Source organism: Paraburkholderia xenovorans LB400, from assembly GCF_000013645.1.
In the GTDB taxonomy this organism is placed as follows: Bacteria; Pseudomonadota; Gammaproteobacteria; order Burkholderiales; family Burkholderiaceae; genus Paraburkholderia; species Paraburkholderia xenovorans.
Genome location: NC_007951.1, coordinates 84,077 through 101,193, shown reverse-complemented (window position 1 = coordinate 101,193; position 17,117 = coordinate 84,077). Strand labels below are relative to the sequence as shown.

General features: G+C 63.5%; 16 protein-coding genes. 10 read left to right on the top strand and 6 right to left on the bottom strand.

The features are described from left to right. Positions 1 to 237: 237 nt before the first annotated feature. Positions 238 to 774: an ATP-dependent protease subunit HslV gene (gene hslV / locus BXE_RS00410; RefSeq protein ID WP_007179682.1), complete on the top strand. Its 537-nt coding sequence runs from the start codon at positions 238 to 240 to the stop codon at positions 772 to 774. Positions 775 to 783: 9 nt separating this feature from the next. Then, entirely contained in the window at positions 784 to 2,130 is a 1,347-nt protein-coding gene (hslU, locus tag BXE_RS00405; protein ID WP_011486474.1) for an ATP-dependent protease ATPase subunit HslU, read from the top strand. A gap of 149 nt (positions 2,131 to 2,279) precedes the next feature. Here the strand turns inward: hslU and BXE_RS00400 are convergent, their stop codons facing one another. Beyond that, positions 2,280 to 2,822 carry a response regulator transcription factor gene (locus BXE_RS00400; protein ID WP_011486473.1) on the bottom strand — a complete coding sequence of 181 codons (543 nt, stop codon included), beginning with the start codon at positions 2,820 to 2,822 and terminating at the stop codon, positions 2,280 to 2,282. Beyond that, a complete protein-coding gene (locus tag BXE_RS00395; protein ID WP_011486472.1) occupies positions 2,819 to 4,129 on the bottom strand; it encodes an ATP-binding protein in 1,311 nt (436 codons plus the stop codon). Before BXE_RS00395 ends, BXE_RS00400 begins: the two co-directional genes overlap by 4 nt. A 129-nt stretch (positions 4,130 to 4,258) precedes the next feature. On the opposite strand from BXE_RS00395, the gene BXE_RS00390 reads away from it, so the two are divergent. Further along, complete coding sequence (locus BXE_RS00390; RefSeq protein ID WP_011486471.1) at positions 4,259 to 5,899, top strand: tetratricopeptide repeat protein; 1,641 nt, start codon at positions 4,259 to 4,261, stop codon at positions 5,897 to 5,899. A 51-nt stretch (positions 5,900 to 5,950) separates the two neighbouring features. Here the strand turns inward: BXE_RS00390 and BXE_RS43740 are convergent, their stop codons facing one another. Continuing rightward, entirely contained in the window at positions 5,951 to 6,166 is a 216-nt protein-coding gene (locus BXE_RS43740) for a cysteine-rich CWC family protein (protein WP_081435471.1), read from the bottom strand. A gap of 263 nt (positions 6,167 to 6,429) precedes the next feature. Here BXE_RS43740 and argB point away from each other — a divergent pair, with 263 nt between their 5' ends. From argB to BXE_RS00350, 7 genes are all read left to right on the top strand, one after another. Next, positions 6,430 to 7,329, top strand: a complete 900-nt coding sequence (gene argB, locus BXE_RS00385) for an acetylglutamate kinase (protein WP_007179687.1) — start codon at positions 6,430 to 6,432, stop codon at positions 7,327 to 7,329. A gap of 214 nt (positions 7,330 to 7,543) precedes the next feature. Beyond that, positions 7,544 to 8,347, top strand: coding sequence for a pyrimidine 5'-nucleotidase (locus BXE_RS00375; RefSeq protein ID WP_011486470.1), 804 nt, complete (start codon positions 7,544 to 7,546; stop codon positions 8,345 to 8,347). After that, positions 8,314 to 9,015 (top strand): nucleoid occlusion factor SlmA, encoded by a 702-nt coding sequence (gene slmA, locus BXE_RS00370; protein WP_011486469.1) that lies wholly within the window; start codon positions 8,314 to 8,316, stop codon positions 9,013 to 9,015. Before BXE_RS00375 ends, slmA begins: the two co-directional genes overlap by 34 nt. A 318-nt stretch (positions 9,016 to 9,333) precedes the next feature. Beyond that, a complete protein-coding gene (locus tag BXE_RS00365; RefSeq protein WP_011486468.1) occupies positions 9,334 to 10,479 on the top strand; it encodes a homoserine O-succinyltransferase MetX in 1,146 nt (381 codons plus the stop codon). Then, positions 10,476 to 11,084 (top strand): methionine biosynthesis protein MetW, encoded by a 609-nt coding sequence (metW, locus tag BXE_RS00360; protein WP_011486467.1) that lies wholly within the window; start codon positions 10,476 to 10,478, stop codon positions 11,082 to 11,084. The genes BXE_RS00365 and metW overlap by 4 nt, the downstream gene beginning before the upstream one ends. 14 nt (positions 11,085 to 11,098) lie before the next feature. Continuing rightward, positions 11,099 to 12,493, top strand: coding sequence for an AmpG family muropeptide MFS transporter (locus BXE_RS00355; RefSeq protein WP_011486466.1), 1,395 nt, complete (start codon positions 11,099 to 11,101; stop codon positions 12,491 to 12,493). A gap of 14 nt (positions 12,494 to 12,507) precedes the next feature. After that, positions 12,508 to 13,740 carry a M48 family metallopeptidase gene (locus tag BXE_RS00350; protein ID WP_081435469.1) on the top strand — a complete coding sequence of 411 codons (1,233 nt, stop codon included), beginning with the start codon at positions 12,508 to 12,510 and terminating at the stop codon, positions 13,738 to 13,740. A gap of 98 nt (positions 13,741 to 13,838) precedes the next feature. Here the strand turns inward: BXE_RS00350 and BXE_RS00345 are convergent, their stop codons facing one another. The 3 genes from BXE_RS00345 to gatB form a co-directional block, all read right to left on the bottom strand. Next, complete coding sequence (locus BXE_RS00345) at positions 13,839 to 14,618, bottom strand: exodeoxyribonuclease III (protein WP_011486463.1); 780 nt, start codon at positions 14,616 to 14,618, stop codon at positions 13,839 to 13,841. A gap of 46 nt (positions 14,619 to 14,664) precedes the next feature. Further along, positions 14,665 to 15,504 carry a PPK2 family polyphosphate kinase gene (locus BXE_RS00340; RefSeq protein WP_011486462.1) on the bottom strand — a complete coding sequence of 280 codons (840 nt, stop codon included), beginning with the start codon at positions 15,502 to 15,504 and terminating at the stop codon, positions 14,665 to 14,667. 135 nt (positions 15,505 to 15,639) lie between these two features. Continuing rightward, positions 15,640 to 17,115 (bottom strand): Asp-tRNA(Asn)/Glu-tRNA(Gln) amidotransferase subunit GatB, encoded by a 1,476-nt coding sequence (gene gatB / locus BXE_RS00335; RefSeq protein ID WP_011486461.1) that lies wholly within the window; start codon positions 17,113 to 17,115, stop codon positions 15,640 to 15,642. Positions 17,116 to 17,117: the final 2 nt, after the last annotated feature.

The following is a 17,117-nucleotide window of genomic DNA, read 5'->3' as shown; positions in this document are numbered from 1 at the left end:
GCTCGCACACGCCCTCTCTGCATCCCCCACTCCCCCGCACCGAATCGCGTGTTTTTTGTCTTATGCCATTTGCCGGCTCTTGATATGACCGCGCACGCCCTAAAATAAACCCGACATGCGCTGCACGAGCGCGCGCCGGCCAGTTCGGTTCCAGCGCCGCGCGCCGTCCGCTTTCAGGATTCATGCGGTAGCGCATTGCGCTGCCGCGTCCTACCCGTTTTGCAAAGAGGAACGCATATGGAGCAATTTCACGGCACGACGATCGTCTCCGTGCGCCGCGGCGACAAGGTCGCGCTCGGCGGCGACGGCCAGGTGACGCTGGGCAATATCGTCATGAAAGGCGGCGCGAAGAAAGTCCGGCGCATCTATAACGGCAAGGTGATGGTCGGCTTTGCCGGCGGCACGGCCGACGCCTTTTCGCTACTCGACCGCTTCGAAGCGAAGCTGGAAAAACATCAGGGCAACCTCACGCGCGCCGCCGTCGAACTCGCCAAAGACTGGCGCACCGACCGCATGCTGCGCCGGCTCGAAGCCATGCTGATCGCCGCGGACGCCACCACCACGCTCGTCATCACCGGCAACGGCGACGTGCTCGATCCGGAAGGCGGCATCTGCGCGATCGGTTCGGGCGGCGCCTATGCGCAAGCCGCCGCGAAAGCGCTCGCTGATAACACCGAGCTGTCGCCCCGCGAAATCGTGGAGAAGTCGCTGGAGATTGCCGGCGACATGTGCATCTACACGAACCACAACCGCGTTATCGAGACGATCGAGTAAGGACCCACGATGAGCACCATGACCCCTGCCGAGATCGTCTCGGAACTCGACAAACACATCATCGGCCAAGGCCGCGCGAAGAAAGCGGTGGCCGTCGCGTTGCGCAACCGCTGGCGTCGCCAGCAGGTCGAAGAGCCGCTGCGTCAGGAAATCACGCCGAAGAACATTCTGATGATCGGACCGACCGGCGTCGGCAAGACCGAAATCGCGCGGCGTCTGGCAAAACTCGCGGACGCGCCGTTCATCAAGATCGAAGCCACCAAGTTCACCGAAGTCGGCTACGTAGGCCGCGACGTGGACAGCATCGTGCGCGATCTGATCGAAATCTCGGTCAAGCAGACGCGTGAAACGGAGATGCGCAAGGTGCGAACCAAGGCCGAAGATCAGGCCGAAGACCGCATCCTCGACATTCTGCTGCCGAGCGCGCGCCCGGTCGGCTTCGGCGCGAGTTCTGGCGCCGCTGATACCGTGGACGAAGGCAGCACCACGCGCCAGACCTTCCGCAAGCGTCTGCGCGAAGGCCTGCTCGACGACAAGGAAGTCGAGCTCGACGTGGAACAGCCGCAAGTCGGCATGGACATCATGGGGCCGCCCGGCATGGAAGACATGACCGAGCAGATCCGTTCGATGTTCGCGAACATCGGCGGCGGCAAGAAAACACGCCGCAAGATGAAGGTGAAGGAAGCGCTAAAAGCACTCACCGACGAAGAAGCCGCCAGGATGCTGAACGACGAAGAGGTGAAAACCAAGGCGGTGCAGAACGTCGAGCAGAACGGCATTGTGTTTCTCGACGAAATCGACAAGATCGCCTCGCGCAACGAAGCCGGCGGCGGCGAAGTCTCCCGTCAGGGTGTGCAGCGCGATCTGCTGCCGCTGGTCGAAGGCACCACGATCAACACCAAGTACGGCATGGTGAAGACCGATCACATTCTGTTCATTGCCAGCGGCGCATTTCACCTCGCCAAGCCGAGCGATCTGATTCCGGAGCTGCAAGGCCGCTTTCCGATTCGCGTCGAACTGGACTCGCTGTCGGTGAACGATTTCGAATCGATCCTGGTGTCTACGGATGCGAGCCTCGTCAAGCAATACCAGGCATTGCTCGCCACCGAAGACGTGCATCTCGAATTCGCCGACGACGGCATTCGGCGCCTCGCCGAAATCGCGTACGCGGTCAACGAGAAAACCGAGAACATCGGCGCGCGCCGCCTGTACACGGTGATCGAAAAGCTGCTCGAGGAAGTCTCGTTCGCGGCCGGCAACCACTCGGGCCGCACGGTGCAGATCGACGCGGCCTATGTCGATCGCGCACTGAACGAAGTGGCGGAAGACGAAGATCTGTCGCGTTACGTGCTGTGATATCGGCGCGGAGAATGCCTCAGGCGGTGATATGTTCATCACCGCTTGTGACAGATCTGATCTGATGTGATCCGCATAAAAAACGGGCTGCCTTTACCAAGGCAGCCCGTTTTCATTTGCTCACGGCAAACGCAGCCGGGACGCCGCGCTTATTGCTTGACCGGCCGCTTCGCGAGCTTGCGCTGCAGCGTTCGCCGATGCATGTTCAACGCGCGCGCTGTAGCCGAGATGTTGCCACCGTGTTCGGCGAGCACGCGTTGAATATGCTCCCACTCAAGACGCGCCACCGACAGCGGCGTGGGATGCTCGATCGCCTCTTCTGCCTGTAGCGCGCTCGCTTCACTTTGCAGCGCGGACAGGATCGTCTCCACGTTGGCAGGCTTCGCCAGATAGTTATCGGCGCCGTCCTTCACCGCCTGCACCGCCGTGGCGATGCTCGCATAGCCGGTCAGCACCAGCATGCGCGCGTCGGGCTGCAGATCGCGCAAGGGCGCGACGAGCGTGAGGCCGGAGTCATTGCCGAGATGCAGATCCACCGTGATCTGGCTGAACTTCTGCTGATTCGCCAGCTTGATGGCCTCATCCGCGTTGTGCGCTTCGCTCACCATGTAGCCGCGCCGGGTGAGACCACGGGCGAGGATGCCGGAGAACACCTCGTCGTCGTCGATCACCAGAAAATTCATTTCACTCATACTTGTTTCTCCGTGTTGGATGGCTCGGCACCATGACGGCCCGAGCCAAAAAATTTGCGCGCGGCGAGCGGCAGTTTCAGGACCGCACGCGTACCGCGCGGCTTGATCGCGCTGACATCGGTCAGCTCGATCGATCCCTTCAGACGCGCGGCCGCCGCAAAAGCCAGATAGAGGCCCACGCCGTGCCCGCCTTGCGTACTCTCGACCGGCATCGCCCCCAGCGAGCCGCGCAGCGCGGCCGGAATGCCGGAGCCCGCATCGCAGACTTCGAATACGATCTGATCTCCACGCGCCGCAAGCGAGCAGGACAGCGTGACGTGATCGCGACTTGCACGCGCGGCGTTGTCGAGCAGAATCGTGAGAATCTGACTCACGGCCACGGTATCGTCAAGACTGACCTCCGCGGGCGGCATGCCGAGCCGCTCGAATTTCACATGCGGATGACGCAGGCGCCACTGCTCGCCGAACGACTCGAGCCACTCGCCGACCGGTTGCCGGCTGGCGCTCGTGGAAGCCCGGCTGCGCAACCGGGCAAGCGCCGAAGTACACAGCGCCATCTGCTGTTCGAGCAGTTCGAGATCGGCTGTGTATGGCGCGAGACCCTTGTCGGAGCGTGCGGCGTCGCGCAATTCTTCGGACAACATTGCAATTGTAGACAGAGGCGTACCGATTTCGTGAGCAACAGTGGCGGCCTGCACGCCCAATGCGACCGCGCGTTCATCGTGAAGCAAGCGCTGCTGCGCGTCTCCGAGGGCTGCGTCACGTAGCCGCAGCGCTCCCGACATGCGCGCAACGAACCATGCAATGAGGCCGACGCTGACCATGAAGTTCACCCACATGCCCGCGCGATAGTAGTCGAACAGGTTCGCGGGATTGTCGAGATTCAGCGGTACCGAATCGAAACCCAGCACGGCATAGCAGGCCACGGCGAACGCCGCGAGCCAGGCCATCAGATGCCACGGCAGCACCGCCGCGGCAATCGCGAGAGAGGGCAGGTAGAGCGAAACGAAAGGATTGGTGGTGCCGCCCGAGAGAAACAGCAGCGCGGACAACGCGCCCAGATCGACCCAGATCTGGCCGAACAGCTCCATGTTGGATTCGGGCCGCTGCTGCGAAACGCGCCACCATGTGAGTCCATTGAAGATCACTTCGAGCGCGATCACGAGCAGCATGGCAGGCAACGGCAACTGCACGCCGATGAAGGTCTGCACGAACGCAATCGTCATCAGCTGGCCAATGATCGCGAGACTGCGCAGCCAGAACAGATGCCCGAGATTGACGCGGCCAGTGTTGGTTATACGATGCATGACGTTAGTTTACCTGTTCGGACTCGTCCGACTTACCTTGCGAGCTTGCGCCGGTAACATGGGAATTTTTGCGACAGCGCCGCACGAACCGATCCCTCGTTATCGGTTTCTCCGTCGCGCAGCCTATCCATGCTACCTACTTCCTCCGGCGAGGCCGATGCCTCATCAGCTTTCCTGACTGTTTTGCGAGAAGCCGCAGCGGCCCGGCACGACGGCACGGCGCAAACCGAGGCCGGCTGTCTCGACGCCGCAGCGCGACTCCATCCACTGGACGACGCGTCGCTCGCATCGCTCACGGCTACGCTGCTCGAACAACACCGCCTCGGCGACGCAATCGAACTCGCCGCCATTATTGCCCAACTCGATCCGCACCGCGCTCTGGCGCACTTTCGTCACGGCTACGCATTGCAGATAGCGAACCGGCATGGCGAGGCCATCGCACCTTATCGCCGTGCACTCGCCATCGATCCGCGATTGCCGTGTCTGCGCAGCAATCTCGCGGGTGCACTGGCGCACGTCGGCGGCGACCTGAACGAGCAGATCGCGCTGCTGGAATGCGCGGTCCGCGACGAGCCCGGCGAGGGCGACGGCTGGACCAATCTGACGAACGCATACCGCATGAATAGGGATCTGCCGCGCGCGCTCGAAGCCGGCGTCAAAGCCGTGCAATGCGCACCGCATAGCCCGCTGGCGCACAACAACTATGCGCTGACGCTGCGTGAGGCGCAACGCTGGAGCGAGGCGGAGCGGGCCGCCCAGACTGCTTGCGCATTGGGCCCGAACGACCCCGCCCTGCGCTCCAACCTGTCCATGCTGCAACTCATTCGTGCCGATTACGAGCACGGCTGGGCCTCGCACGAGGCGCGCTGGGACGGCTCCGCGGAGTTGGGCGGGAACCGCCCGGTCATGCCGGCGCCCCTCTGGCGCGGCGAACCTTTGGCCGGCAAGACGCTGCTCGTTTGGGGCGAACAAGGCATGGGCGACGTCTTGCAGTTCTGCCGCTATATCCCGATGCTCGCCGGGCGAGTGCATCGCGAAGGCGGCAGGCTCGTCTGGAACTCGTTCCCGCAAATGGGCGCACTGCTCGCGCGCAGCCTGGGCGCTCACGCGGACGAGTTCTCGGCGGGCGGCGGCGTCGAATCGCTACCCGCGTTCGACTACGAAATCCCGTTGCTCAGCCTGCCGCTGATATTCGATACGCGGGAGGAAACGATTCCGGCCGCCACGGCGCCCTACCTGCATGCAGACCCGGCTGCGATCCGGTCGTGGCAAAAAAGGCTGGCGGGCGAATCGAGGCTCAAGGTCGGGCTGACATGGACGGGTAGCCACAGCCATCAGCGCAATCCATTTCGCCGTGTCGGGTGGGAACGCTATGCGGCGTATTTCGGCGGCATGCAGGACGTGGCGTTCTATTCGTTGCAGCCGGGCGCAACCGACGAGGTCGCGGCGGCACGAGCGGCCGGCCTGTCAATGACCGACTGCACCGCGGAATTCACGAGCTTCGACGACACCGCCGCGTTTGTGGGCGCGCTCGATCTCGTCATCACCGTTTGCACGTCGGCGGCGCATCTGAGCGGCGCGCTCGGTCAGCGCACCTGGGTGCTGCTCGACGTCAACCCGCACTGGGTCTGGCTGCTCGACCGTCGCGACAGCCCGTGGTATCCGGGCGCCACGCTGTACCGCCAACCGCGGTTCGGTGAATGGGAGCCGGCGCTGGCAGCGGTGGCGCGTGATCTGAAGGCATTGGCGGGCGAGCGCCGCGCGGCATGATTCGCCCGGGCGCTTCCGTGAAACAGCGCCTCCTCGGGACTTTTCTGTCAATCACACACCGGGCGGCGCCTGAGTCGCCCGCGCAATTTCGGCGGCGAGACACTCGGGGCATAGGCAGCGTCCGCCCGGATCGAGCCTGTCCGCCGGTAACGGCGGCATTTTTCGGCACCAGCAGTCGAACGGCTGCCCATGCATGGCGCAATCGAACGCGCTGCCGCAGCGCGGGCAGCGCGCGCTGCTTTGGGAGCGGGAGACGGACGGTTTCATGACGGGCCGGATGGTCTCGCTTCAGCCTGGATCGGGAAATGATGCCACGTCTGGCGAACCGCCGTGAGTCGTCCGTTCGGCTAATTCACAGGGCCGCCAAACCGCGCTACGCTCGATCCCGGCTGGCACCTGCGACCCGCGATTGCGCGGCGCGCAAAGCCCGCTGCGCCCGCCGCTCGCGCGGCTACCGAAAACCCTGTTGCAGCGCGCCAGTCCTGTACAATTCGCCCTGATTCAACTGTTCCGTGCCTGAGCCTGCCGCCATGTCCGAGCTTCCCGACCTTTCGCAGATTGCGCCCACCCTGAAGGCTGAAATCCTGGCCGAGGCGCTGCCCTACATTCGCCAGTATCACGGCAAGACCGTGGTCATCAAATACGGCGGCAACGCCATGACCGAAGAGCGTCTGAAGCAGGGCTTCGCGCGCGACGTGATCCTGCTGAAGCTGGTGGGCATCAATCCGGTCATCGTGCACGGCGGCGGTCCGCAAATCGACCAGGCGCTGAAGAAGATCGGCAAACAGGGCACCTTCATCCAGGGCATGCGCGTCACCGACGAAGAAACGATGGAAGTCGTCGAATGGGTGCTCGGCGGCGAAGTGCAGCAGGACATCGTCACGCTGATCAACCACTTCGGCGGTCACGCGGTCGGCCTGACAGGCAAAGACGGCGGCCTGATCCACGCCCGCAAGATGCTGATGCCGGATCGCGACAATCCGGGCCAGTATGTCGATATCGGCCAGGTGGGCGAAGTCGAGGCGATCAACCCGGCGGTCGTGAAAGCGCTGCAGGACGACGCGTTCATTCCCGTCATCTCGCCGATCGGGTTCGGCGAAGACGGCTTGTCGTACAACATCAACGCGGACCTGGTCGCGGGCAAGCTGGCGGTGGTGCTGAACGCCGAAAAGCTGGTCATGATGACCAACATCCCCGGCGTGATGGATAAGGAAGGCAATCTGCTCACCGATCTGTCCGCGCGCGAAATCGACGGCCTGTTCGCGGACGGCACGATCTCCGGCGGCATGCTGCCGAAAATCTCGTCGGCGCTGGACGCGGCCAAGAGCGGCGTGCGGTCGGTGCACATCATCGACGGCCGCATCGAGCACTCGGTGCTGCTGGAAATTCTCACCGAACAGCCGTTCGGCACGATGATCCGCTCACATTGATTCCTGCCTCGAATCCGGCGCGCACGGCACATCGGCATGACGTGCCGTGTGCGCCGTGCAGTCGCGCCGCCCGGTCGTTCGTCGGCACGCATAGCGTCCACGGCGGCCGGCAATGCGCCGCTCCGCTCTCCCTTCTTTTTTCGCCGCCCGCACCGTGAACCGCTCGCGTTCGCCGCGTGAGGCGACGGTTCGCGCCTGAACGGCGTACTCCATCATGCGCACTCCTACTTCCCGACGCCATCGTCCGCATATCGCAGGTGGCCGTCCGGTCTGGCTGTTCGACCTCGACAACACGCTGCACCACGCATCGCACGCGATCTTTCCGGCAATCAATCACGGCATGACGCAGTACATCATCGACGCCTTGCAAGTGGACCTCGAAGAAGCGAACCGTCTGCGCACCGGCTACACGCAGCGCTACGGCGCGGCGCTGCTCGGCCTCACGCGCCACCATCCGCTCGACGCGAACGATTTCCTGAAGGTCGTGCACACGTTCCCCGACCTCGGCTCGATGATCCGCCACGAGCGCGGCGTGGCGCGCCTCGTGGCTGCTTTGCCGGGCCGCAAGATCGTGCTGACCAATGCGCCCGAAGCCTATGCGCGCGCGGTGCTCGCCGAACTGCGCATCGAGCGTCTGTTCGAGCAGGTGATCGCCATCGAACACATGCGCGACCGCCGCCTCTGGCGCGCCAAACCCGACCATGCGATGCTGCGCAAAGCCATGCGCGACGCTCATGTTTCGCTCAAGGACGTGATCCTCGTCGAAGACACGCGCTCGCATCTGAAGAACTACCGGCGCCTCGGCATCCGCACGGTGTGGATCACCGGCCACCTGCCGCGCAAGCCGCACGCGGACGGCGTGCCGACGCGCCTGCCGGGCACCGGCCGGCCGCACTATGTCGACCGGACCATTCGTTCGTTAAAATCGCTACGACTGAGCACCCGCTCGGTTCGATTGAAGAGACAGCAGACGGGACGACAGCCATGCAGCCGATCGACAAGCCTGACCAAGTCTTAGCCGAACACGAACCGACCACCACGCTCGCCGCCCCGCGCGCGCAACGCCTGAAACCGGGCGAGCGTCGCGTGCACATCCTCCAGACGCTCGCCGCGATGCTGGAAACGCCCAAAAGCGAAAAGATCACCACCGCGGCGCTGGCCGCCCGGCTAGGCGTATCGGAAGCCGCGCTGTACCGGCATTTCGCCAGCAAGGCGCAGATGTTCGAAGGGCTCATCGAGTTCATCGAGCAAACCATCTTCGGGTTGATCAACCAGATCGCCGACAAGGAAAGCAACGGCGTGCTGCAGGCCCGCGCAATCGCATTGATGCTGCTCAACTTTCCCGCGAAGAACCCCGGCATGACGCGCGTGCTGACCTGCGAGGCGCTGGTCGGCGAACATGAACGCCTGACCGAGCGCGTCAATCAGATGCTGGAGCGCGTCGAAGCGTCGCTGAAACAATGTCTGCGCCTCGCCCAAATGGAAGCGAACGCCGGCGCGAGTCCGGCTGACGGCACCATCGCACAGCACGACACCGTCCCACTGCCGGCCAACTACGATCCCGCCATTCGCGCGAGTCTGCTGCTGAGCTATATCATCGGCCGCTGGCACCGGTATGTACGCAGCGGCTTCGCGCGGCCGCCCGCCGAACACGCCGACGCGCAACTGCTGCTGATTCTTCAGTAGTCCGCGCGGCGTGCACCGCGCCGCGCCCCCCGCGACGTTGCCGCATGAAAATTTCCGCTATACTTTGTGCCTGACTGCGGCGCCCCGATGCATCTGGAGCCGCACTCCGCAACATACAGAACACCCAGAACACCTGCATCAAAAACCATGTACGCGCCGATTTGCTGACTCGATTGCGGGCGCGCGAACTGCCGGGAAACGTTTCCCGCGGCTCACTATAAATGCGGCTAAAGAGGTCGTCAGCCGCGCACACAGTCATTCTCTTCCGTGCTTCGCCGACGCCATCTAGCCGCCCTGTTTTGTTAAATGGCGGAATGAATGGAATCGATCGGTATCGTCGCTCCCCAAAAAATGCATTTCACCGAGCCGCTGCCGTTGCAGAACGGCAGTTCGCTCGCCGGTTACGACCTGATGGTCGAGACCTACGGCACGCTCAACGCCGCGCGTAGCAACGCGGTGCTGGTGTGCCACGCGCTCAACGCGTCGCACCACGTGGCGGGCGTGTATGCCGACAACCCCAGGGACATCGGCTGGTGGGACAACATGGTCGGCCCGGGCAAGCCGCTCGACACTGACAAGTTCTTCGTGATCGGCGTGAACAACCTCGGATCGTGCTTCGGCTCGACTGGGCCGATGAGCATCGATCCGTCTACCGGCAATCCGTACGGCGCGACGTTTCCCGTCGTGACGGTGGAAGACTGGGTCAACGCCCAGGCGCGCGTCGCGGATCAATTCGGCATCACGCGCTTTGCGGCGGTGATGGGCGGCAGCCTCGGCGGCATGCAGGCGCTCGCGTGGAGCATGATGTATCCGGAGCGCGTCGCTCACTGCATCGTGGTCGCGTCCACACCCAAGCTGTCGGCGCAGAACATCGCGTTCAACGAGGTTGCGCGCTCGGCGATCCTGTCGGACCCGGACTTCCACGGCGGCAACTACTACGCGCACAACGTTAAGCCGAAGCGCGGCCTGCGCGTCGCGCGCATGATCGGCCACATCACGTATCTGTCGGACGACGACATGGCCGAGAAATTCGGCCGCTCGCTGCGGCGCGCGGAAGGCGCGCTGGACGCGTACAACTTCAACTTCGACGTGGAGTTCGAGGTGGAGTCGTACCTGCGCTACCAGGGCGACAAGTTCGCCGACTACTTCGACGCGAATACGTATCTGCTGATCACCCGCGCGCTCGACTACTTCGATCCGGCCAAGGCCTTCGCCGGCGACCTGACGGCCGCGGTCGCGCACACCACGGCGAAATATCTGATCGCCAGCTTCACGACCGACTGGCGCTTCGCGCCGGCCCGCTCGCGTGAACTGGTGAAGGCGCTGCTCGATCACAAGCGCACGGTCACCTACGCGGAAATCGACGCGCCGCACGGCCACGACGCCTTCCTGCTCGACGACGCGCGCTATCACAACCTGATGCGCGCTTACTACGAACGTATTGCGAACGAGGTGAACGCATGAACCAGCGAGCCCTGGACTATCTGGCGCTGCGCCCGGACTTCCGCGCGATCGCCCGCTGGGTCGAACCGCGCGCCACCGTGCTGGATCTGGGCTGCGGCGACGGCTCGCTGCTCTCGCTGCTGAGCGAAGAACTGGACGTGCTGGGCTACGGCATCGAGATCAACGACGCGGGCGTGCTGGCGTCGACGCAAAACGGCGTCAACGTGATCCAGCAGAATCTGGAAGACGGTCTGCGCCTGTTCGAAGACGGCAGCTTCGATTTCGCGATTCTGTCGCAGACGCTGCAAACCATTCACCAGACGGCCGCGATCCTGCGCGAGACCGTGCGGGTCGGCAAGGAGTGCATCGTGTCGTTCCCGAACTTCGGCTACTGGGCGCATCGGCTCTCGGTGCTCCGGGGCCGCATGCCGGTGTCGAAGTCGCTGCCTTATCAGTGGCACAACACGCCGAACGTGCGGGTGCTGACCATCGAGGATTTCGAGGCGCTCGCGCCGGAAGTCGGCATCGAAATTCTTGACCGCGTAGTGCTCCACGAGGGTCAGGTGGTGCGCTGGGGCGTGAACTGGCGTGGTAGTCTTGCGGTCTATCGCGTCAAGAAAAGCTAACGCAAGTTATCCACATGTCGAACCCGCCGCACGAGGCGCCTGCACTTACCGCTCACGAAGAACATCCCGGCTGGCGCGCGTTCCTGAATACGCGCATGCTGATCTGCGTCTTTCTCGGCTTTACGTCGGGATTGCCGCTGTTCACGCTCGTCTATCTGGTGCAGGCGTGGTTACGCTCCGAAGGCGTCAATCTGAAGGAAATCGGCCTGTTTGCGCTGATCCAGTTCCCGTACACCTGGAAATTTATCTGGGCGCCGCTAATGGACCGCTACGTGCCGCGCTTCCCCGGCTGGCGTCCGGGCAGACGGCGCGGCTGGATGCTGGTCACGCAGATCCTGGTGGCCGGCGCCATTGCAACCTTAGGGTTCGTGTCACCCAAAGAGTCGATCTGGACGGTGGCCGCTCTGACGGCGCTGGTCGCGTTTTTCGGTGCCAGTCAGGACATCGTGATCGATGCCTACCGGCGTGAATTGCTGAGCGATACGCAGCAGGGACTCGGCAACGCGGTGCACGTGAACGCTTACAAGATCGCGGCGCTCGTACCCGGTTCGCTCGCGCTGATCCTGTCCGACCATTTGCCGTGGAGCACCGTTTTCATCGTGACGGCCGCGTTCATGCTGCCCGGCATGGTCATGACGCTGGTGGTGCACGAGCCCGCGGTTCACGGCACGCCGCCCAGGAACCTGCGCGAGGCGATCGTGCAGCCATTCAAGGAATTCATTCAGCGCGACGGCTGGCGTGGCGCACTGTTCGTGCTCGGTTTCATCTTTCTGTACAAGCTCGGCGACACGATGGCGACCACGCTGTCCACCTCGTTCTTTCTCGACATCGGTTTTTCGCGCACGCAGATCGGCGTGATCGCGAAAACCACGGCGTTCGGCGCGAGTCTGGCGGGCGGGATCGTCGGCGGGATCTGGCTGATGAAAATCGGCATTGGCCGGGGCTTGTGGATCTTCGGCATCCTGCAGATGGTGTCGACGCTCGGCTTCGCGTGGCTCGCGCATCTCGGACCGGCCTCGCCAGGTCTCGTCGCGATTTACGACATCGCCGTCTGGCTGAGCCAGGGCACGACGAAGCTGCTCGCGCTGGTGGGCGTCGATTGGGCCGTTCAGCTCGAGCCGCGTTCGGTCGCGCTCGCGCTCGTGTACGGCTTCGAGACCTTCGCCACCGGTTTGACGATGGCGGCCTTCACCGCCTATATCGCCAGCACCACGGATCCGCGCTACACGGCCACCCAGTTCGCGCTCTTCACGAGCCTCGCTTCGGTGCCGCGCACGCTGGCTTCCGCGGCAAGCGGCTATGTGGTCGCGCAGATCGGCTGGTTCGATTACTTCATCGTTTGTACCGCGCTGGCGTTGCCCGGCATGGTGCTTCTGCTGCGCATTGCGCCGTGGAGGGCGCAGTCGTGAAGGCGCGTCTCCCGATGGGCGTGTTGCGCTCGACCCGGTCCCGGCGTCCCGCACGCACGGTCGGGCGCGCGGCGCTGCGGGCAGTGTGGGCACTCGGCAGTGTGAGCCTGACGTTGGCCGCGCCGTTGAACGCCCACGCGACAGCCATGCCGGCGGCCGCTACCAGCGCACCGGCAGCGATGTCGGCGCCGTCACCGGCCACCTCGGCTACACCAGCGGCGAAGCCCGCGGCCGGCGCGGCGAGCCAGGAAAGCGCGACGTCGGCGGCGCCAGGCGCGAGCAGCGCCGCAAGCGCCGGTAGTGCTCCCGCCGCGGCCACGCCGCCTTCGTCGGCCCCATCGACGCCACCGGCTCCGGTCACGGCAAGGACGCCCGCGGCGACATCGGCGCCGTCCGCAGCGGCCAAAGCGCCCGCCGCATCCGCACCGTACAGCCCGAACACGCAGTTGCGCTACGGCGGCTACCTGGTGTTCCGCAACCTGATCCCATCGCCGATGCTCGAGGCTCAAGCCGCCGAAGAGTTCAACCAGATCGCGTACGGCGCCGAGCACGCCAACCGTCTGTACGGCGACACCGATGCGCATGTCACGCGCGTGCGCTCGATCGTCGACAAGCTGATCCCGTACTCGCTGAAATGGAACGAGCGGGCCAAAAACTGGAAGTGGGATGTAGCGGTGGTGCGCTCGACCGATATCCGCATGTACTGCCTGCCGGGCGGCAAGATCGTCGTATATGGCGGCCTGCTCGACCGCGCGCGTCTGAACGACAACGAACTCGGCATGCTGATCGGCCATGAGATCGCGCACGCGCTGCGCGAACATGCACGCGAGCGGCTCGGCCAGTTGCAGGCGAGCCAGCTCGACTCGTCCGGCACGATCCCGCAGCTATTCGGGCTCGCCGATCTCGGCGCGGCGCCGCTCGGCATCGGCTCGCGCCTGCTGGAAATGAAGTACGAGAATACCGACGAGACCGAAGCCGATGTGATCGGCAGCGATATCGCGTCGCGCGCCGGCTTCGATCCGCGCGCGGCGGTCACGCTCTGGGACAAGCTCGCGCAGGCCACGCGCGGCAACCGCGAGCAGGGCTTCATCTACGTGCATCCCTACACGTCGGCGCGCCGCCAGGACATCGTCAAGCGCTTGCCCGACATGCTGCCGCTCTATGCAAAAGCGATCGGCAAAACAGTGGACACGTTGCCGGATTACGCCGGCATGGGCCGTCCGCGCCGCAAACCGGTCCGCGATTGAGTTGCGCGGGCCGAAGAACGTACCCGCGGCTCTGCGCTGACGAAGCGTCCCCCTGAGGCCGACATCAGCCTCTTCTGCCGCGAGGACGCGAACTCCGCTTACTTCTTGAGCTTGTGGTCGTAGTCGACCGTCAGCGGCGCATGGTCGCTGAACTTGATATCGCGGAACACGTCGGTGCGTTTCGCCTTGCTCGCGATACCCGGCGTGGCGATCTGATAATCGATCCGCCACCCGACGTTCTTCGCATACGCCTGGCCGCGATTGCTCCACCACGTGTACTGTTCCGGCCGCTGGTCGAGCGTGCGGAACACGTCGACGTAACCGACCTCATCGAACAGTTTGGTGAGCCACGCGCGCTCTTCCGGCAGGCAACCCGAATTCTTCTGGTTGCTCTTCCAGTTCTTGATGTCGATTTCCTTGTGGACGATGTTGACGTCGCCGCACACGATCACTTCGCGCTCCTGAGCCAGTTCCGCGAGATGCGGCATGAACTCGTCCATGAAACGGTATTTGGCCTGCTGGCGCTCGTCGCCGCTCGAACCCGACGGCACGTACACCGAAATCACCGACAGCTTGCCGAAACGCAGTTCGACATAGCGCCCTTCCGGATCGAATTCCTCGCTGCCGAAGCCGATCACCACTTCGTCCGGTTCGTGACGGGTGTACACGCCCGCGCCGCTATAGCCTTTCTTCACGGCGTGCTGAAAATAGCCGGTGAAATCGTGCGGCGCCATGAATTCCGGGGTCATGTCGTCTTGCGAGCATTTGATTTCTTGCACGCACAGCACGTCGGCCTTCTGTTCTCCGAACCAGTCGAAAAAGCCCTTCTTCGCCGCTGAGCGGATGCCGTTCAGGTTGGCGGTAATCACACGCAACATGTCGTTCCTTGTATGGTCGATTCGTTTCTGAAGCAAAGGGCAGCGGTCAGACGATCTTGATGCCCTTCAGCGATTCTTTGGCCGGTGGATATTCGAGCTTCAGCGCTTCGAACGTGCGCAGCAGCAACTCCGCCACCATCACATTACGGTGCGTCTTCGAGTTGGCGGGAATCACGTACCACGGCGCGTATTCGGTCGATGTCGCGGCCAGCGCCTCACCATACGCCACCTGATACCTGTCCCACTGCTTGCGCGCGTCGAGATCGGCGACGTCGAATTTCCAATGCTTGGTCGAATCGTCGATACGCGCCTGCAGACGCACACGCTGCTCGTCTTTGGAAATGTGCAGCATGCACTTGATGATGGTCGTACCGCTATAGGCCAGCAACGCTTCGAACTGGCGGATGTGGTGGCAGCGCTGCTCGAAGGCTTGCGCGTCCAGATTGCCGAGCACGGTGGGCACCAGCAGATCTTCGTAGTGACTGCGGTTGAAAACCGTCAGTTCGCCCGCGGCAGGCGCTTGCGAATGCACGCGCCAGAGAAAATCGTGCGCCATTTCGACGGGCGTCGGCGCCTTGAACGGCACGATGCGCAAGCCGAGCGGATCGACGTCGTGAAACACCGCGCGGATCGTGCCGTCCTTGCCGCTCGTGTCCATGCCCTGCAGCACCAGCAGGACACGGCGCTGCTGTTGCGCATGCAGACGCTCCTGCTGGATGTCGAGCTTCGCGCCGATTTCCGATAACCGGGTTTTGTCGGCGTCTTTCGAACCGGCCGAAAATGGTTTTGCAGCCGGATCGAAACCGTCGAGCGAGAATTTGTTTTTCTTCTTGCCGTCGCCGAAATACGGCACGCGGAAGTCGTCGAGTTCGGGTTGCCTGGCCATCCACACACTCCGTGATCTGCGTTTAAACGGACCCGCAAACGAAACGGGCCGCTGCCCCACTTTCGTTTCCGGCAACAGCCCGCGGTGGCCAAAGCGCGAACGCTTCGGCCGTACTTTTTTCAACCCTGCTTCAGTTCAGGACAGCTTCTTCCTGAGCAGTTCGTTCACCTGCGCCGGATTGGCCTTGCCCTTGGTCGCCTTCATGGCCTGGCCGATCAGCGCGTTGAACGCCTTTTCCTTGCCGGCGCGGAATTCCTCGACCGACTTCTGATTCGCGGCGAGCACTTCGTCGATGATCGCTTCCAGCGCGCCGGTATCCGAAATCTGCTTCAGGCCTTTCGCTTCGATGATGCGATCGGTGGCGGCTTCGTCGGTGGCTTTCTCTTCCCAGATCGACAGGAAAATTTCCTTGGCGATCTTGTGGGAGATCGTGCCGTCCGCGATACGCTGTAGCAGCAGCGCAAGTTGCGCGGACGATACCGGGCTCGCAGCGATGTCGAGGTCCTCGCGATTCAGTTGCGACGACACTTCGCCCATCAGCCAGTTCGCCGCGGCCTTGGCGTTGGCCGGGCCGAGCTTGCTCACCACCGCTTCGTAGTACGCCGCCATTGCCTTGCTCGACGTCAGCACGTTGGCGTCGTACGGCGTCAAACCGTATTGCGTGACGAAGCGCTGCTGAATCGCAACCGGCAGTTCCGGCATTTCGCTTTTGACGCGCTCGACCCACGCCGCGTCGATCACGAGCGGCATCAGATCGGGATCGGGGAAATAGCGGTAATCGTGTGCGTCTTCCTTGCTGCGCATGGAGCGCGTTTCGCGCTTGTCCGGATCGTACAGACGCGTTTCCTGCACCACCGTGCCGCCGTCTTCGATCAGTTCGATCTGACGGCGCACTTCGTACTGGATCGCTTCTTCGAGGAAGCGGAACGAGTTCAGGTTCTTGATCTCGGCACGCGTGCCGAATTCCGCCTGACCGACCGGACGCACCGATACATTCGCGTCGCAGCGGAACGAGCCTTCCTGCATGTTGCCGTCGCAGATACCGAGCCACGTGACGAGCGTATGCAGCGTCTTCGCGTAGGCGACCGCTTCCGCCGCGCTGCGCATTTCCGGCTCGGTGACGATTTCGAGCAGCGGCGTGCCGGCGCGATTCAGGTCGATGCCGGTCATGCCCGCGAAGTCTTCGTGCAGCGACTTGCCCGCGTCTTCTTCGAGGTGGGCGCGCGTGAGGTTGACGACCTTTTCGTACGCCGGAGTATTCGCCTTTTCATTGGCCGGCACCTGAATCGTCACCTGGCCGCCCTGCACGACGGGGATTTCGTACTGGCTGATCTGGTAGCCCTTGGGCAGATCGGGGTAGAAATAATTCTTGCGCGCGAAGATGCTGCGCGGCGCCACTGTCGCGCCGATCGCGAGGCCGAACTGGATTGCGCGCTCCACGGCGCCGCGGTTCATCACCGGCAACGTGCCCGGCAACGCCAGATCGACGGGGCAGGCCTGCGTATTCGGCGCAGCGCCGAATTGCGTCGAGGCGCCCGAAAAAATCTTCGAGTGGGTCGACAGTTGCGCGTGGGTCTCCAGACCGATCACGACTTCCCATTGCTTGGTCATGG

Coding starts and splice junctions, on each gene's coding strand:
- BXE_RS43740 (WP_081435471.1), bottom strand. CDS start 6,166: ATGAAACCGTCCGTCTCCCGCTCCCAAAGCAGCGCGCGCTGCCCGCGC.
- BXE_RS00390 (WP_011486471.1), top strand. CDS start 4,259: ATGCTACCTACTTCCTCCGGCGAGGCCGATGCCTCATCAGCTTTCCTG.
- argB (WP_007179687.1), top strand. CDS start 6,430: ATGTCCGAGCTTCCCGACCTTTCGCAGATTGCGCCCACCCTGAAGGCT.
- BXE_RS00355 (WP_011486466.1), top strand. CDS start 11,099: ATGTCGAACCCGCCGCACGAGGCGCCTGCACTTACCGCTCACGAAGAA.
- hslU (WP_011486474.1), top strand. CDS start 784: ATGAGCACCATGACCCCTGCCGAGATCGTCTCGGAACTCGACAAACAC.
- BXE_RS00395 (WP_011486472.1), bottom strand. CDS start 4,129: ATGCATCGTATAACCAACACTGGCCGCGTCAATCTCGGGCATCTGTTC.
- BXE_RS00345 (WP_011486463.1), bottom strand. CDS start 14,618: ATGTTGCGTGTGATTACCGCCAACCTGAACGGCATCCGCTCAGCGGCG.
- BXE_RS00365 (WP_011486468.1), top strand. CDS start 9,334: ATGGAATCGATCGGTATCGTCGCTCCCCAAAAAATGCATTTCACCGAG.
- BXE_RS00350 (WP_081435469.1), top strand. CDS start 12,508: ATGGGCGTGTTGCGCTCGACCCGGTCCCGGCGTCCCGCACGCACGGTC.
- hslV (WP_007179682.1), top strand. CDS start 238: ATGGAGCAATTTCACGGCACGACGATCGTCTCCGTGCGCCGCGGCGAC.
- BXE_RS00340 (WP_011486462.1), bottom strand. CDS start 15,504: ATGGCCAGGCAACCCGAACTCGACGACTTCCGCGTGCCGTATTTCGGC.
- slmA (WP_011486469.1), top strand. CDS start 8,314: ATGCAGCCGATCGACAAGCCTGACCAAGTCTTAGCCGAACACGAACCG.
- metW (WP_011486467.1), top strand. CDS start 10,476: ATGAACCAGCGAGCCCTGGACTATCTGGCGCTGCGCCCGGACTTCCGC.
- BXE_RS00375 (WP_011486470.1), top strand. CDS start 7,544: ATGCGCACTCCTACTTCCCGACGCCATCGTCCGCATATCGCAGGTGGC.
- gatB (WP_011486461.1), bottom strand. CDS start 17,115: ATGACCAAGCAATGGGAAGTCGTGATCGGTCTGGAGACCCACGCGCAA.
- BXE_RS00400 (WP_011486473.1), bottom strand. CDS start 2,822: ATGAGTGAAATGAATTTTCTGGTGATCGACGACGACGAGGTGTTCTCC.